This window comes from Kitasatospora sp. NPDC028961, assembly GCF_055564815.1.
Genome location: NZ_JBVHVO010000027.1, coordinates 59,338 through 75,179 on the forward strand (window position 1 = coordinate 59,338; position 15,842 = coordinate 75,179).

Here is a 15,842-nt window from a genome sequence, read left to right on the forward strand (position 1 = left end):
GGGCCGGGGGCGAGCCGGACCGCCCGCACCCGCCCCGGACGCCTCACCCGGTCAGAGCGGGCCGCCCGCGAGCAGGTCGTCGACCCGCGCTTCCCCATCACGGTACCTGCGGGTGATCTCGGCACTGCAGCCGTCCGCCGTCCGCAGCAGCAGCTGCCGCCGGCCGGACACCTCGCGCTCGTGCGCGCGCAGCCGGTCCAGCGCGGCCAGCAGCTCCTCGGGCGGGTGCGCGGCCAGGTCGGCCAGCTGGACATCGCCCATCAGGGCGTCCGCCTCCAGCTGGGACTGCTGGCCGCGGGGCGGCCCCAGGGTGACGTGCCGGGCGGAGCGGCGGACCGTCGACGGGGCATCGGTGAGGATGGCCGGCAGCCGGTCCAGCAGCGCGCCGCCCGCCGGGCTCTCACCCCCGGCCGCCACCAGGAGCGCGCCCGGCCGGCGGTCGAGTTCGGCCCGCAGGATGTCCATCCGACCGTGCAGCAGGCGCCGCAGATAGGAGAGGTCCGCCTCCTGCTCCAGGGTCTCCCGGCGCAGGGTGCGCAGTTGCTCCAGGCCCAACCGCCCCAGATCGGGCTCACCCTCCGTACCCGCTGCCGGGCCGGAGTAGCCCCCCACCGGCTCCGGCCCCTCGGGCGTCTGCCCGGACCGGCCCCGTGCCGTGCTGCTCGCGTCCATCAACCAACCACCTGCCGTCGTCCGATCCCGCCCGCTCGCGGCACCCCGTCGCCTGCCGCCGGTCCGACCCGTCCCCCCGGGCGGGCCGTCGCGCGTACCCGCCGCGCACACCCGTCCGATGGCACGCGCGATCGCCCCCGAAAGGTTCCCGCCCCCGCCGATGCCACCCCACGGGGCGACACCACCAGAACGCCTGACCTACCGACTCGACCACCCGGCCGAACGGACCCGGCGCGGCGGACCTCTGGCGCCCCGGACCCTCGTACCGCCCCAGCGTGCCACCCCGCCCACCGCCGGTGCACCGCTCGTGCACCCGAACGGCCCCCTGGCGAACGGGGGTGGCTGATATGACCGGGGCTTTTCGCAGCGAGAGCGGCATCCCCTGGCGCGCAGGCGCGCACCACCCGGCGCGTACGGGCCTGCCGCACGCCCCTCAGGGGGCCGCCGGAACGCGCCGCCCGCTCCGGCACAATGGCCGCATGCGAGCAGTGGTGCAGCGAGTGACCGAGGCCAGGGTGACGGTGGCCGGCGAGACCGTCGGCGCGATCGAGGGACCGGGGCTCTGCGTCCTGGTCGGCGTCACCCACGAGGACACCCCCGCCAAGGCGGCCCAACTGGCCCGCAAGCTCTGGACGCTACGACTGCTGGAGCCGGACGAGGCCCGGGCCGACGGGGTCGAGCAGTCCTGCTCGGACCTGGGCGCGCCGCTCCTGGTGATCAGCCAGTTCACCCTCTACGGGGACGCCCGCAAGGGCCGCCGCCCCACCTGGAACGCCGCCGCCCCCGGCCCGGTCGCCGAGCCGCTGGTGGACGAGGTGGTCGCCCAGCTGCGCGCCCTGGGCGCCAAGGTCGAGACCGGCCGCTTCGGCGCGGACATGCGGGTCGCACTGGTGAACGACGGCCCGTTCACCGTCCTGGTCGAGGTCTGACCGGACCGGGGCCCGACCGGCCCGGCTACTGCGGGACGATCACGTCCTGCGTCCCCGGCACCGTCCCGGCCAGCAGCACCGCGTCCACCGGGACGTTCCGCTTGACGATCGCCAGCGCGATCGGCCCCAGCTCGTGGTGGCGCGCCGAGGACGTCACGAAGCCCAGTGCCCGGCCGTCCGGGTCCGAGGCGAGCCGCACCTCGGTACCGTGCGGGGGCAGCGTCTCCTCGGTGCCGTCCAGGTGCAGGAAGACCAGCCGGCGCGGCGGCCGGCCCAGGTTGTGCACCCGGGCGACCGTCTCCTGGCCGCGGTAGCAGCCCTTCTGCAGGTGGACGGCGGTCGTCAGCCAGTCCACCTCGTGCGGGATGGTCCGGTGGTCGGTCTCGAAGCCGAGCCGCGGCCGGTGGCCCTCGATCCGCAGCGCCTCGTACGCCCAGATCCCGGCCGCCGGGCCGTAGCTCCCGGTCAGCGCCGCCAGCTCGGCACGCGGCAGGAAGAGGTCCCGCCCGTAGGCCAGCTCGCGGACCGCCGCCGCGCCGTCCGCCGCGGCGGTGGAACCGGCCGGCAGGTGGACCACCGCGTAGTCGGCGGTCGCGTCGGCGACCTCGACCCGGTAGAAGAACTTCATGCTCTCCAGGTAGCCGAGCAGCGCCTGCGCCGTGCCCGGCTCGACGTGCGCCCAGGTGGTGGTGCCGTCGTCGACCAGGTACAGGGCGTGCTCGACGTGTCCGTTCGGGGAGAGCACCAGCGCCTCGGTGGCCTGCTGCACGGGCAGCTCGCTGACGTGCTGGGTGAGCAGCAGGTGCAGCCAGGCCAGCCGGTCGTCGCCGGTCACGGTGATCACGCCGCGGTGCGAGAGGTCCACGAAGCCGCTGCCCCGCGCGAGGTTGCGTTGCTCGCGGAAGATGTCGCCGTAGTGGGCGGCCACGCCCTCGTCGGTTCCCTCGGCGGGGACGGCACCGGGCAGCGCAAGCAGCGGGCTCTTCATACCGGCCAGCTTACGGCCGGTCCTCGGCGAGCTTGGCGGTGCAGTCGGCGCAGCGGCCGAAGATGGCGAAATGCTTGAGGTCGGTGTCGAAGCCGTGCTGCTCGCGCAGGCTCTCGATCAGCGGGCGGGCGATCTCGGTACCGGTCTCGGTGACCTTCTCGCAGTCCCGGCAGACCAGGTGCAGGTGGTGGTGACGGCCCGCCAGGTGGTACGTCGGAGCGCCGTGGCCGAGGTGCGCGTGCGACACCAGGCCGAGCTCCTCCAGCAGCTCCAGGGTCCGGTAGACGGTGGAGATGTTGATGCCGCTGGCCGTCCGGCGGACGTGCCCGAGGATGTCGTCCGGGGTCGCGTGGTCGAGCACGTCGACCGCCTCCAGGACGAGCTGGCGCTGGGGCGTGAGGCGGTAGCCGCGCTGACGCAGATCGGCCTTCCAGTCGCCGGAGAGCTGCCAGTCTGTGGTGCCGGTGTCCGCCACGGTGCTGTCCCTGCCAAGGTCGGGGGTCCTGATGCAAGTGTAGGGACCGGCCGTCGGCCGGTCCCTACCTCGTGCGCGGTGGGCTGTGGGCTGTGCCCGGCGGTGAGTCGTGCTCAGCGGTGCGCCGTGCTCAGCGGTGCGCCGTGCTCAGCGGTGCGCCGTGCTCAGCGGAAGAAGGCGATGCCGTCGTCCGGCAGGTCGTTGATGTCCTTGATCAACTGGGCCGGGCTGAGCACCTTCTTCAGCTGCGCCGACATGTACGGGCGCAGCGGCACGTTCGGGGCGGCCTTCTCGCCGACCCAGAGCAGCTCCTCGTTGACGAAGCCGAAGAGACGCTTCCCGCCCGAGTACTCCGGCGAGCCCTCGATCCGGGCCACCGCGTCGGTGGAGACGTCGATCTGCGGCTTGCCGTCGGCCAGCTCGCCGTACCAGATCTCGACGGCGCCGTCGTCCCGGACGGAGGAGATCTCGATCCCGCGGGCACCGCTGGTGCCGTGCTGGTTGCTGGTCACGCGCCAGAACGCGTGCTCGTTCTCCAGCGGGCGGACCTTCTCGCCCTCGCTGTCCAGCACCCAGGTGCGGGAGCGGAACTCCAGGAACGGCCGGCCGTCGTGCCGGAAGACGATCTCCTGGCCGAAGTTGCACTTCTCCGCACCGGCGGCCTCCTCGCCGGGCAGCGGCGCGTAGACGCCCGCGCCCTCCCAGGTGCCGAGGAGGAAGGCGAGCGGGACGACGTCCTTGTGGAGGTCAGAGGGGATCTCGATCATGTTCCTGGTCGCTGTCGTCGACGATGTGGGGCAGCTTCAACCGTACGGCAGCCGGACTCAGCGCTGGCCCTGGTACAGCTTCATCACCGAGAAGATGGCGAACCAGGTGATCAGCACGGCCATGAGGGCCAGCAGACCGTCGAAGAAGATTTCCAGACCGGACACGGGGGGCTCCCAGGGCGGCGACAGTGTGGTGGATTTTGCTGGCGCTCACTCTATCCGCCGGGTGACGACGGGTCTCGGTGAGCCCCACCACGTCGGCATTTCGCCGGGATCTAGGGTGTCGGCATGTCCTCCGATACGAAGTCCGACTCGAAGAAGCTCGTCATCAAGGTCACCGCCGGTGCGGACGCGCCGGAGCGCTGCTCGCAGGCCTTCACGGTGGCGGCGGTGGCCGTCGCCAGCGGGATCGAGGTCTCGCTCTGGCTCACCGGCGAGTCGTCCTGGTTCGCCCTGCCGGGGCGGGCGGCGGAGTTCGAGCTGCCGCACGCGGCGCCGCTCCCGGACCTGCTGGAGTCGATCCTGGCGGCCGGCACCGTCACCCTCTGCACCCAGTGCGCGGCCCGGCGCGGGATCGAGCAGAAGGACACCGTCGAGGGCGTCCGGATCGCGGGCGCGCAGGTCTTCGTCAGCGAGATCATGGCGGACGGCGTGCAGGCCCTCGTCTACTGATCCGGCCCCCGCCGCCCCTCGTGGTCCGGGTGGTCCCGGTCGTGACCGGGGTCGTCCCACTTCGGGTCCTCCCAGCGCGGGTCGTTCCACCAGTCGTCCTCGGGGTCCCGCTTGTTCGCGAACACCGCGGCGGCGGGCGGGATCACCATCGCGACCACGCACATGCCGATCGCGGCCGGGACGGACCAGAACCGGACCACGCCCCAGGCCAGGACGAACAGCCCCAGGCAGACGCCCATCATGGCGAAGTAGTAGCGATGCCGCCGGCTCCCCTGCACGCTTCCACCGTACGACCGAGGGCCCCTGCGGAAGCAGGGGCCCTCGGGATCGGATCCGGCCGTTTCGGGCCGGATCCGGCGCACTCGGTCACCCGGAGCGCTCGGCGTGCGAAGCGCACGCGGGGCGCTCGGAGCGGCGTCAGAGCGCTCAGACGGCGATGGCGACCTCGGTCAGGTTGCCCTGGGAGGCGACCACCTGGCGGTCCACGGTCTGCCCCGGGACGAGCGCGCGCAACGTCCACTTGCCCGGGCGGGCGAAGAACCGGAACTGGCCGGTCGCCGAGGTGGGCACCTCGGCCGTGAACTCGCCGCCCTCGTCGAGCAGCCGGACGTAGCCGTTCACCGGCTCGCCGTCTCGGGTCACGGAACCCTGGATGATCGTCTCGTTCGCCACGTCAACTCCTGCCAGGTCCGGCCCACCGGCCTTCGCACCGCACATGTCTTGTCTTCCCTTCAGCCTTACGGGTGGAGCCGGCGGTTCAGTTGCCGAGCTCGATCGGCACGCCGACGAGGCTGCCGTACTCGGTCCAGGAGCCGTCGTAGTTCTTCACGTTCTCCTGGCCGAGCAGCTCGTGCAGCACGAACCAGGTGAGCGCGGAGCGCTCGCCGATGCGGCAGTAGGCGATGGTGTCCTTGGCCAGGTCGATGCCCTCGGCCTCGTACAGGGCCTTCAGCTCGTCGTCGCTCTTGAAGGTGCCGTCGTCGTTGGCGTTCTTGGCCCACGGGATGTTGCGGGCGCTCGGCACGTGGCCGGGGCGCTGCGACTGCTCCTGCGGGAGGTGGGCCGGGGCGAGCAGCTTGCCGGAGAACTCGTCGGGCGAGCGGACGTCGACCAGGTTGAGGGTGCCGATGGCGGCGATCACGTCGTCGCGGAAGGCACGGATCGAGGAGTCGACGGCCTGCGCCTTGTACTCGGTCGCGGGGCGGGCCGGCACCTCGGCGACCAGGTCGCGGGAGTCCAGCTCCCACTTCTTGCGGCCGCCGTCCAGCAGGCGGACATCGCCGTGGCCGTACAGCTTGAAGTACCAGTAGGCGTACGAGGCGAACCAGTTGTTGTTGCCGCCGTAGAGCACCACGATGTCGTCGTTGGCGATGCCCTTGGCGCTCAGCAGCGCCTCGAAGCCGGCCTGGTCGATGAAGTCGCGGCGGACCGGGTCCTGGAGGTCGCTCTTCCAGTCGATCCGGACGGCGTTGCGGATGTGGTTCTTGTCGTAGGCGGAGGTGTCCTCGTCGACCTCGACGATGACAACCTTCGGGTCGTCCAGGCGGGCCTGGACCCAGTCGGCGTCGACCAGGACGTCGCTGCGGCTCATGGTGGTGTTCTCCATCCGAGGGCGGTTTGCGGAAGGTGCTGCTGCGGGTGCTCGTCGGCGGCCGTTCCGAATTCATGTCCGAATAATGGGACGAACCAGGGAGGCGCACTGTTCCGAGCGGTGGACTGCGGTGTGCAGCGGGGACGGCCGGTACGGGGTACCGGGCCAGATCACCGGGAAAATCGGCGGCGGGCGGGAAATGCCCTGCAAAGACGCCGAGTTAGCGCATTCGACACAGACAGGCGGCCACGCGGCACAGGTCTACCGCCCGCCGCTTCGTGAGGTCCGTCTGTCGCTTCATGCCGACGATGCTAGGGACACGGGGCACCCGCTGTCACCAGCGTATCGAATATTGAGATCAGATGGCTCAGATAACGAGATTTGACCTTCTCATGGTGGGCGGGAACCGGCCAACCGCCGTTCGGGGCCTCCCCGGGGGACGGCCGGGGGCGGGAAGCACACCGCTCCACGGTCGGCGCTGGACAGCGCGTCTCGCGGAGCGGAACAGGGGCAAGGAGTGCGGGGTACGGCGGTACGGGGTACGGCGCGGTGCGGGCCGGTGGCGCGGCAGGCGGTGCGGGCCGGCGGTGCGGCCGGCGTCAGCCGATCAGGGTCACGCCGTCACCCTGGAAGGACAGCTGGAGGCCCTCCTCCTTCGGGGTCACCCCGGACAGCTTCAGCCCGGCCGGGAGCTGGTCGAGGGTGAAACTGACCGGATCCACCTTCTGGTTGGTCAGGCCCGCCACCATCGCGGCCACCCCGCTGAGCTGGAACCCGTCCGTCGTGACGGTGTTGCCCTGGCTGTGCACCGAACCCTCGCCGACCGCGAGCGGGCCCAGCGCCGCCTTGATCCTGCCCGGCCCGCCGTACGACAGGCTCAGCCGGGCGTTGGGGGCCACCGGCAGCTTCCCGGCGGCGGGCACCATCTCGGCGGCGGGCGGCAGCAGCTGGGCGAGGTCGGCGTAGGAGATCAGGCCGCTGCCGCTGCCCTTGGCCACCGTGGCGCTGCGCAGGCTGTCGCTCACCGCGACGCCGGACAGCCGGGCCTCGAAGGAGTGCAGCGCCACCTGGTGGGTACCGTCACCGACGGTCAGCCCGTCGGCCGAGATCCGGAGGTCGTCCACCTTCTTCGACAGCAGATCGGTGAGGAACGGGACGTCGCCGATCGACACGTCCGGCCGATGGCTCATCCGGCCGCTCTTCACCAGTTGCTCGGCGACCTCGTCCTCGGCCAGGCCCACGGCGATCCGGTCCGCGCCCACCAGCAGGCCGGAAAGGACCACCAGGCCGATCGTCGCCTTCAGCCAACCGCGCATCGCTCTCCCCCGTCGTCGCCCGCCGCTGTCGTCGTACGCGTCGTTCTCTTCGTCGATCTCGTCTTACCGGTCGGTCCGGTCCTACTCGTCGGTCCGGTCGGCGCCACCGGGCCCGCGAGCGCGCCGCCCGGCCGGCCGCCGCGACAACCGCGCTCGCACGACCGTACGACGCCCGGCTCCGGACCATGGTTCCGGAGCCGGGCGTCGCGGGGCGTGCCGCCGGACCTCAGCCGGCCAGCAGCCGGGTGGCGATCCAGATCAGCGGCGAGGCCACCGCCAGCGGCAGGGCCACGCCCGCCGTCATGTGCACGAAGCGGGACGGGAAGTCGTACCCGGCCACCCGGCGGCCGACCAGGGCGCCCAGACCCGCCAGCACGCCCAGCGCCAACGGGGCGCCGACGACCAGGCCGAACACCACGGCCGCCAGCAGTCCGAGCACCGGGCCCAGCTGCTTCGGACCGGGCAGCGGCGCCGCGGCCAGCACGGTGGCCAGCGCGACCGCGCCGACCGCCGCCGGCACCCAGTCCGCCAGCAGCAGCGCAGTGCAGAGCACCGTCACCACGCTGGCCGAACCGAGCACGGTGAGCGCGTAGAACCGCTCCTTCGGGTCCGAGGGGCGGAACGTCTGGAGCACCAGGACCAGCAGGAAGAACCCGCCCAGGGTGCCGACGACGGCTGCCGCCCCGCCGTCCGAGTCGGCCAGCAGCACCGCCACGTCGGCGGTGAGACCGGCCAGCACGGCGAGGGCGATGCCCTGGCGGGCCGGCCACATGCCGTTCAGCCGGAACCAGCCGGCCGCGGTCAGCACCTGGAGCAGCGCGACGACCAGCGCCAGCGCCGGCTGCCCGATCGCCGCGCCCCCGGCCAGCAGCGCGGCCGCACCGGCGGTGATCAGGGCGGGCTGCAGACCCGGGTCGATGATCGGCGAACCGGTCCGGACGGGCGCGGCGGAACCGGGCGCGACCGGTCCGGGCGCGACGGTGCCTGGTCGACCCGGCACACCGCCGTGCGGGGCACCGGCGCGGCGGCGGCCGGTGGGGGCACCGGGGCCGTCGGCGGGGGCTGTCGGGCGCTTGAGCGTCATGGTCGGCGAGTCGAGGACGTGCGCCGGGGCCGGGTTCGCGGCCGGGGCCGGCGCGGGCGGCATCGCCCCCGACACCACCACCGGCGGGAGCAGCGTCGTCGGCGCGTCGTCCATCGGCGGGACGGGCGGGAGCAGGGCCGTCGCCGCGTCGTCGACGGGCGGCTGGGCGTACGGCTGCTGCCCGTACGGCGGCTGTCCGTACGGCTGCGGCTGCTGCCCGTACGGCGGCTGTCCGTACGGCGGCTGTCCGTACGGCTGCGGCTGCTGCCCGTACGGCGGTCCGGCCTGCTGCGGTCCGGCCTGCTGCTGACCGCCCGGCCGGGCCTGCGGACGCTGCTGCCCGTACGGCTGCTGCGGAGGCCGGGGCTGTCCGTACGGCGGAGACTGCGGGGGCTGCTGCCCGTACGGCTGCTGGGGCGGCTGCTGCGCGGGGCCGCCGCCGTACGGCGGCGGCTGCCCGGGAGCACCGGCCGGCGGCCGGCTCCCCGGGTGCTCCGGCTGCCCCGGCTGCCCCGGTGCCCGGCCCGCGACGGGAGTGGGGGCGGGGGCGTACGGCCGGGCCACCTGCTCCTGCGGCTCCGGCGCGTACCCCTGCTGGGGGGCGTACGGATGCTGGGACTGCGCCTGCGGATGCGGCGGCTGCTGCGGCTGCTGCTGCCAGCCGCCCGGGCCGGTGCCCTGCGGGCCGCCGTTCACGTTGTTCGGGTCCGTCACGCCGCTCACCCTCCCGCGAACGGCGGGAGCACCTCGACCGTGCCGCCCTCGGTGAGGGACACCGTCGCGTGGTCACGGCCGCCGACGGGAGAGCCGTCGACCAGGTAGGAGCAGTGTCCGAGCAACCGGACGAGCTTCGGCCGGTCGGCGTGCCGCGTCCTGGCCGCCGCGAGTGCCTCCGCCAGGGTCGCCGCCTCGTACGGCTCCTCGGCCAGCCCGGCCTCCGACTTCGCCGCCGCCCAGTAGCGGATCGTCCCGCTCACCGGAGCGGCGCCCGCTGGTTCGGTGGTCGCGCCCATGGCAACCCCTTCTCGTCGTCCTCGCCCGGGCCCGGTGCCCCGGGCGGGTCCCCACCGGCGGCCGAACACCACTCGAAAGAGGTACGCGTACGGTGCCGCCGATACGCGTCCCATGATGGCGTGTCCGCCGACCCGACCGGCAATCGCCCTGGCCGCGCGGGTGCCGGCGCCCGCGCGACGCTGTGGTCAGGCTCACCCCCGGCGTGCCCGAAAAGGCCGAACGGCCGCTTTCGAGCCCTCCCGGCGAGAGTGCAGGTCGGCTATCCTCGACCCCTGAGGGATCCGGGCAGAGTCGCCCCCGGATCCTTTCGTGCTTTCAGGACGCCAGTACGGACGTTCTTGCGATTCGTCGGCCCACCCCCGGCGCGGAGCAGGAACCGCCCCGCCATTCCCGGCACAACGACGTACCGGGACCAGGACGGGGTGTCGGATCCCGGCTCCGGGCCGCCGCCCGGGACGGGACAGACCGGAAGGTTCACGGGATGGGCAGGGCAGAAACGGTGCACCAGGGGTTGCGGGACCTCCGACGCACGCCTCGTTCTGCCGTGCACGCCGGTGAATCCTCCGGTGAACGCCTGGCCTCCTCCCCCACCTCCCTCGCGTCGCCCGCCGCCGCCCCACCCGGGGCCCGCGCGCGACACCTCCTCGCACGTGCGCCAACCGGCTGTGGCGGCAGCCGTCACGCGACCGCGACGACCCGGAAAGGGGACTACCGGGTATGAGTTCTCTGCTCCTCCTCACCAACGCGCTGCAACCCTCCGCGGAGGTACTGCCGGCCCTCGGCCTGCTGCTCCACAACGTCCGGGTGGCGCCCGCCGAGGGCTCCGCCCTGGTGGACACCCCCAGCGCGGACGTCATCCTGGTCGACGGCCGGCGGGACCTGCCGCAGATCCGCAGCCTCTGCCAGCTGCTCCGCTCCACCGGCATCGGCTCACCGCTGATCCTGGTGGTCACCGAGGGCGGCCTGGCCGCCGTCACCGCGGAGTGGGGCATCGACGACGTCCTGCTGGACACCGCCGGCCCCGCCGAGGTGGAGGCCCGGCTGCGGCTCGCCCTCGGCCGCCTCCAGGTGACCACCGACGACAGCCCGATGGAGATCCGCAACGGCGACCTCTCGGTCGACGAGGCCACCTACTCCGCCAAGCTCAAGGGCCGGGTGCTCGACCTCACCTTCAAGGAGTTCGAGCTGCTCAAGTACCTCGCGCAGCACCCCGGCCGGGTCTTCACCCGGGCGCAGCTGCTCCAGGAGGTCTGGGGCTACGACTACTTCGGCGGCACCCGGACGGTCGACGTCCACGTCCGGCGCCTGCGGGCCAAGCTCGGCGTCGAGAACGAGCAGCTGATCGGCACCGTGCGCAACGTCGGCTACCGCTTCGTCGTCCCGGAGAAGCCGGACAAGGGCGAACGGCCGGACCTCGCGCAGCGCTCCTCGGCCTCGCTGGAGGCCTGACCGCCGGCCGGGCGGCCGACCGCCGCCCGGCCTGTCCGGATTCGCCCCGCGCTGTCCTGCCGGCATCCGCCGAGCAGCCGAGCTACCACTGCCCGGGCGGACGCCACACGCGTAGACTCCTCCCGTGGCCAAAGTGACGCGCGACGATGTAGCCCGACTGGCTGGTACCTCGACCGCGGTCGTCAGCTACGTCATCAACAACGGGCCGCGCCCGGTCGCGCCCGCGACCAAGGAGAAGGTGCTCGCGGCGATCGAGCAGCTCGGCTACCGGCCGAACAGCGTCGCCCAGGCGATGGCCTCCCGCCGCACCAACCTGATCGGCATGGTCGTCCCCGACGCCCGCCAGCCGTTCTTCGCCGAGATGGCGCACGCCGTGGAACGCGCCGCCTCCGAGCGCGGCAAGCTCGTCCTGATCGGCAACTCCGACTACGTGGACGACCGCGAGGTGCACTACGTCCGCGCCTTCCTCGGCATGCGGGTCTCCGGCCTGATCCTGGTCAGCCAGGGCCCCTCGCAGCGGGCGGCCGAGGAGTTCGCCGCGATGGAGGGCGCCAAGGTGGTGCTCCTGCACCGCCGGCCCGAGGCGATCGACGACGTCGCGGTGGTCACCGACGACGTGGCCGGCGCCGAGGCCGTCGTCCGCCACCTGCTGGAGGAGCACGGGCACCCGTACGTGGCCTGCTTCGGCGGCCCGGTCGAGTCCCCCGCCCCCGGCGACCCGGTCATCGACCACGTCGAGGGCTGGCAGCGCGCCATGGACGCCCACGGCCTGCCCACCGAACCGCACCTGATCGACGCGCCCTTCCACCGCTACGGCGCCTACGAGGTCGCGCTCGGCCTGCTGGGCTCGGCCGAGCGGCCGCCCGCCGTCTTCTGCTCCACCGACGACCAGGCGATCGGCGTGCTGCGGGCCGCCCGCGAGCTCGGCCTGCGGGTCCCGGAGGACCTCGCGGTGGCCGGCTTCGACGACGTGCCCGAGGCCGCCTTCGCCGACCCGCCGCTGACCACCGTCGCCTCCGACCGCGACGCGATGGCCCGGGCCGCGGTGGACCTCGTCCTCGACGACTCGCTGATGGTGCCCGGCTCGGACACCGAGCGGGTCCGGAAGTTCCCGTCGCGCCTGGTCATCCGCCGTTCCTGCGGCTGCCGGCCGAGCGCGCCGCAGGAGACTCGGCCGTCCTAGCGGCGGTCCCGGCCTGACCAGGCTTTATGAGAAGTCAACGGGCTTCTCGGGGGCTTCTGACCCCGTTCTCATCGGATCCTCATCCGGCGGGCGGACGTTGGTCGGCATGAGCGATCAGCAGCACGGCAGCGAGCAGTACGACCCGTACCGGGCCCCGCACGGACACCCGCACCCCGCCGAGGGACAGGTCGTCCAGGGCACCGTCCTCGACAGCACGACCACCGGGTACCCGGCCGCCGGCCACCCCTCGGTCGGCACCCCGCCCCCTCCCCCGCCCGCGGCCCCGCCGATGCCGCCGGCGCCCCCGGCCGCCGACGGACCGACGTCCCACGGCGGGCACGGCGGCCGGGGCAGGCGCGGCCTCCTGCGCCGCCGGGTCGCGCTGGTCACCGCCGTCGCGGCGGTCGCCGCCGTCCTCGGCGGGGTGACCGGCGGTGTGGTCGCCGCCCAGGAACACGGCTCGGCCACCCGCACCGGCACCATCGCCAGCCCGGTCTCCGCCCGCTCGGACGGCAGCGCCGACGTCGCCGCGATCGCCTCGGCCGTCTCGCCGAGCGTCGTCCAGATCACCGTGAAGACCGCGAACGGCACCGCCACCGGCACCGGCGTGGTGCTCGACAAGGACGGCCGGATCCTCACCAACTACCACGTCGTCTCCGGCGCCTCCGACGGCGGTCAGGTCACCGTCACCTTCAAGGACGGCTCCACCGCCAAGGCCACCGTCACCGGCACCGACAAGTCCCTGGACGCCGCCGTGATCACCGCGAGCGGCGCCAAGAACCTCAGCCCCGCCACCCTCGGCGACTCCTCCACCGTCGGGGTCGGTGACGCGGTCGTCGCCATCGGCAACCCGGAGGGCCTCACCGGCACCGTCACCTCCGGCATCATCAGCGCCGAGAACCGCGAGGTCACCGTCCAGGTCGACGAGGGCACCACCAGCGGCAACGGCGGCTTCGGCTTCCCGAACCTGCCCGGTCTGCGCGGCAGCACCCCGCAGCAGAACAGCGGTGAGACCGCGACCTACAAGGCCTTCCAGACCGACGCCGCGCTCAACCCCGGCAACTCCGGCGGCCCGCTGATCAACGCGAACGGCCAGGTCATCGGCATCAACTCGGCGATGTACTCGGCCGGCGGCTCCAGCTCCACGGCCGGCGGCGGCACCGCCGGCAGCGTCGGCCTCGGGTTCGCCATCCCGATCAACGACATCAAGCAGGTGCTGCCCGAGCTGCAGGCCGGGCAGAACATCTAGACGGACAATTACTCCGAGCAGGTCACCTCAGCACCCGAGCAGCGCCCCCGGCAGTTCCCGCAGCACCAGAGCAGCACCCGAGCAACACCCCAGCAGCAGCACTCCAGCAGGCTCCCGACAGGCTCTCCGCCGAGGAGAGACGACGAGAAAGGGCAACCGCCCATGACCCCGGCCGCCGACGACCGCACCCCCGCCGAGCCCGGACCGGCCTCCGCCCGGCTCCTCGTGGTCGACGACGAACCCGCCCTCCGGGACGCCCTGGAGAGCAGCCTCGCCTTCGAGGGCTACGAGGTCGCCACCGCCACCGACGGCTACGAGGCGCTGGAGACCGTCGAACGGGAGAAGCCCGACCTCGTCCTGCTGGACATCATGATGCCCCGGATGGACGGCCTCACCGCCGTCCGCCGGATGCGCTCGCGCGGCGACACCGTCCCGGTCCTGATGCTCACCGCCCGCGACGCCGTCGGCGACCGGGTCACCGGCCTGGACGTCGGCGCCGACGACTACCTCGCCAAGCCCTTCGAACTCGACGAACTGCTCGCCCGGGTCCGCGCCCTGCTCCGCCGCAACGCCCTCGCCACCGAGGCCGCCGCCCGCGCCGCGGCCGTCGAGGACGACAGCGAGGTCCTGGCCTTCGCCGACCTCCGGATGAACACCGCCACCCGCGAGGTCACCCGGGCCGGCAGGCCGGTCGAGCTGACCCGCACCGAGTTCATGCTGCTGGAGATGTTCCTCTCGCACCCCCGCCAGGTGCTCACCCGCGAGCAGATCCTCAAGGCGGTCTGGGGCTTCGACTTCGAGCCCTCCTCCAACTCCCTGGACGTCTACGTGATGTACCTGCGCCGCAAGACCGAGCAGGGCGGCATGCCCCGGATCATCCAGACCGTACGCGGCGTCGGCTACGCCCTCCGCCCGGCCGCCGGCACCTCGGCGTGAGCGACACCGCCACCCCGCCCCCGCCCCTGCTACCGCCCCGCGTCCACCGCCGGCAGCGGCTCGCCCGCTGGTACCGCGCCCAGTCCCTGCGCAGCCGGCTCACCTTCCTGACGGCGGCGGCGGTGGCGGTGGCGATCGCCCTGTCGGCGCTGGCCTGCTGGTTCATCGTGGAGAAGCAGCTGTACGGACAGGTCCGCAACGACCTGCAGAACGTGCCGCCTCCCCGCGCGGCCCCGCTGAGCCTTCCGTGCGCCACGACCCCGGAAGCCGCCCTGAAGATGGTCCAGCAGGCCAAGGAGGCCGGGACCCTGCCGGAGCCTCCGGGCGGTGGCCCCGCCGCCCGGGACACCCAGTTCGTCTGGGCCGACCCGGCCTGCGTCACCCTGCCGGCGAGTGCCACCAGGGCGATCGTGATCCAGCCGGAGGACGCCCGGGCGTTCGCACTGAAGCCGAATCAGTCGATCATCCGCGACGGCCGCTTCACCAACGGTGATCCCGCCACGGTCAAGATCACCACAGCCGTCGCCACCAACCACTCCTCCGTGCTCATCATGGTCGCCTCCCCGACCAAGTCGACCGAGGAGTCCCTGCAGAACCTCGCCCTGATCCTCGGGGGCGTGGCCCTCGGCGGCATCATCCTCGCCGGGGTCGCCGGCCGGTTCGTGGCCCGCTCGGCGCTCAAGCCCGTCGACCGGCTCACCGACGTGGTCGAGCACATCGCCCGCACCGAGGAGGTCGGCAGCACGATCCCCGTGCACGGCAGCGACGAGATCGCCCGGCTCTCCGCCTCGTTCAACTCGATGAGCACCGCGCTCGCCAACTCCCGCGACCGCCAGACGCGGCTGATCGCCGACGCCGGGCACGAGCTCCGCACCCCGCTCACCTCTCTGCGCACCAACGTCGACCTGATGATCCGCAGCGACGACACCGGCCGGCCGCTGCCCGCCGCGACCAGGACCAAGCTGCTCGGCAACATGAAGGCGCAGATGCAGGAGCTCACCGTCCTGATCGGCGACCTGCTCCAGCTCTCCCGGCCCGACACGCCGAAACCGGGCCGGATCCTGGCGGTGGTCGCCCTGCACGAGCTCGCCGACCGGGCCGTCGCCCGGGCGAAGCTGCGCGGTCCGGGGCTGGTCTTCGAGACCGACATCGAGCCGTGGTTCGTCCAGGGCGACGCCGCCGCGCTGGAGCGCGCCGTGATCAACCTGCTGGACAACGCGGTCAAGTACAGCCCGCCCGGCGCCGCGATCGACGTCCGGCTCCACCAGGGCGTGCTGACCGTCCGGGACCACGGCCCCGGGATCCCGTCGGACGAGCTGCCGTACGTCTTCGACCGCTTCTGGCGCTCGCCGTCCTCGCGCCAGCTCCCCGGATCCGGCCTGGGGCTGTCGATCGTCGCGCAGAGCGTGCGGGAGGCGGGCGGCGAGGTGTCGCTCGGCCCGGCGCACGACGGGGGCCCGGGTGCCCTGGCCACCGTCCGCCTGCCGGGCGGCCCCTCGGCCGGCTAGCGGCCGGGC

The 15,842-nt window shown here is 73.2% G+C and carries 18 protein-coding genes; 7 read left to right on the forward strand and 11 right to left on the reverse strand.

Annotation, left to right across the window (positions count from 1 at the left end):
* Positions 1–51: 51 nt before the first annotated feature.
* On the reverse strand, positions 52–672 hold the full coding sequence (locus ACZ4UX_RS30595; RefSeq protein WP_465709006.1) for an RsiG family protein: 621 nt from the start codon (positions 670–672) through the stop codon (positions 52–54).
* A 479-nt stretch (positions 673–1,151) separates the two neighbouring features.
* On the opposite strand from ACZ4UX_RS30595, the gene dtd reads away from it, so the two are divergent.
* Complete coding sequence (dtd, locus tag ACZ4UX_RS30600) at positions 1,152–1,601, forward strand: D-aminoacyl-tRNA deacylase (protein ID WP_329489109.1); 450 nt, start codon at positions 1,152–1,154, stop codon at positions 1,599–1,601.
* 25 nt (positions 1,602–1,626) lie between these two features.
* On the opposite strand, the gene ygfZ is transcribed toward dtd, so the two are convergent.
* The 3 genes from ygfZ to ACZ4UX_RS30615 all read right to left on the reverse strand — a co-directional run bounded on the left by ygfZ (position 1,627) and on the right by ACZ4UX_RS30615 (position 3,831).
* The gene (gene ygfZ / locus ACZ4UX_RS30605; protein WP_465709007.1) at positions 1,627–2,589 is read right to left on the reverse strand and encodes a CAF17-like 4Fe-4S cluster assembly/insertion protein YgfZ; all 963 of its coding nucleotides are present in this window, start codon (positions 2,587–2,589) and stop codon (positions 1,627–1,629) included.
* A gap of 10 nt (positions 2,590–2,599) precedes the next feature.
* On the reverse strand, positions 2,600–3,064 hold the full coding sequence (locus ACZ4UX_RS30610) for a Fur family transcriptional regulator (RefSeq protein WP_329489107.1): 465 nt from the start codon (positions 3,062–3,064) through the stop codon (positions 2,600–2,602).
* Positions 3,065–3,228: 164 nt separating this feature from the next.
* On the reverse strand, positions 3,229–3,831 hold the full coding sequence (locus ACZ4UX_RS30615) for a heme-binding beta-barrel domain-containing protein (RefSeq protein WP_329489106.1): 603 nt from the start codon (positions 3,829–3,831) through the stop codon (positions 3,229–3,231).
* Positions 3,832–4,119: 288 nt separating this feature from the next.
* Here ACZ4UX_RS30615 and ACZ4UX_RS30620 point away from each other — a divergent pair, with 288 nt between their 5' ends.
* Entirely contained in the window at positions 4,120–4,503 is a 384-nt protein-coding gene (locus tag ACZ4UX_RS30620) for a DsrE family protein (RefSeq protein ID WP_329489105.1), read from the forward strand.
* Here the strand turns inward: ACZ4UX_RS30620 and ACZ4UX_RS30625 are convergent.
* From ACZ4UX_RS30625 to ACZ4UX_RS30655, 7 genes are all read right to left on the reverse strand, one after another.
* Positions 4,497–4,745 carry a hypothetical protein gene (locus tag ACZ4UX_RS30625; RefSeq protein WP_380385530.1) on the reverse strand — a complete coding sequence of 83 codons (249 nt, stop codon included), beginning with the start codon at positions 4,743–4,745 and terminating at the stop codon, positions 4,497–4,499. The genes ACZ4UX_RS30620 and ACZ4UX_RS30625 overlap by 7 nt on opposite strands.
* 184 nt (positions 4,746–4,929) lie before the next feature.
* Positions 4,930–5,220: a DUF1416 domain-containing protein gene (locus ACZ4UX_RS30630; protein ID WP_093861460.1), complete on the reverse strand. Its 291-nt coding sequence runs from the start codon at positions 5,218–5,220 to the stop codon at positions 4,930–4,932.
* Positions 5,221–5,260: 40 nt separating this feature from the next.
* On the reverse strand, positions 5,261–6,094 hold the full coding sequence (locus ACZ4UX_RS30635) for a sulfurtransferase (RefSeq protein ID WP_352293668.1): 834 nt from the start codon (positions 6,092–6,094) through the stop codon (positions 5,261–5,263).
* Positions 6,095–6,314: 220 nt separating this feature from the next.
* Complete coding sequence (locus tag ACZ4UX_RS30640; RefSeq protein ID WP_350517234.1) at positions 6,315–6,395, reverse strand: Ms5788A family Cys-rich leader peptide; 81 nt, start codon at positions 6,393–6,395, stop codon at positions 6,315–6,317.
* Between the two features lie 298 nt (positions 6,396–6,693).
* Positions 6,694–7,410 (reverse strand): LmeA family phospholipid-binding protein, encoded by a 717-nt coding sequence (locus ACZ4UX_RS30645; RefSeq protein ID WP_465709008.1) that lies wholly within the window; start codon positions 7,408–7,410, stop codon positions 6,694–6,696.
* Between the two features lie 226 nt (positions 7,411–7,636).
* A complete protein-coding gene (locus tag ACZ4UX_RS30650) occupies positions 7,637–9,208 on the reverse strand; it encodes a hypothetical protein (RefSeq protein ID WP_465709009.1) in 1,572 nt (523 codons plus the stop codon).
* A 5-nt stretch (positions 9,209–9,213) separates the two neighbouring features.
* The gene (locus tag ACZ4UX_RS30655) at positions 9,214–9,507 is read right to left on the reverse strand and encodes a MoaD/ThiS family protein (protein ID WP_465709010.1); all 294 of its coding nucleotides are present in this window, start codon (positions 9,505–9,507) and stop codon (positions 9,214–9,216) included.
* 718 nt (positions 9,508–10,225) lie between these two features.
* On the opposite strand from ACZ4UX_RS30655, the gene ACZ4UX_RS30660 reads away from it, so the two are divergent.
* The 5 genes from ACZ4UX_RS30660 (at position 10,226) to ACZ4UX_RS30680 (ending at position 15,833) form a co-directional block, all read left to right on the forward strand.
* Positions 10,226–10,957, forward strand: a complete 732-nt coding sequence (locus tag ACZ4UX_RS30660; protein WP_329489099.1) for a response regulator transcription factor — start codon at positions 10,226–10,228, stop codon at positions 10,955–10,957.
* 124 nt (positions 10,958–11,081) lie between these two features.
* On the forward strand, positions 11,082–12,140 hold the full coding sequence (locus ACZ4UX_RS30665; protein WP_359803847.1) for a LacI family DNA-binding transcriptional regulator: 1,059 nt from the start codon (positions 11,082–11,084) through the stop codon (positions 12,138–12,140).
* A 106-nt stretch (positions 12,141–12,246) separates the two neighbouring features.
* A complete protein-coding gene (locus ACZ4UX_RS30670) occupies positions 12,247–13,389 on the forward strand; it encodes a S1C family serine protease (RefSeq protein WP_465709011.1) in 1,143 nt (380 codons plus the stop codon).
* 162 nt (positions 13,390–13,551) lie between these two features.
* The gene (locus tag ACZ4UX_RS30675; protein ID WP_465709012.1) at positions 13,552–14,325 is read left to right on the forward strand and encodes a response regulator transcription factor; all 774 of its coding nucleotides are present in this window, start codon (positions 13,552–13,554) and stop codon (positions 14,323–14,325) included.
* Positions 14,322–15,833: a sensor histidine kinase gene (locus ACZ4UX_RS30680; RefSeq protein WP_465709013.1), complete on the forward strand. Its 1,512-nt coding sequence runs from the start codon at positions 14,322–14,324 to the stop codon at positions 15,831–15,833. Before ACZ4UX_RS30675 ends, ACZ4UX_RS30680 begins: the two co-directional genes overlap by 4 nt.
* Positions 15,834–15,842: the final 9 nt, after the last annotated feature.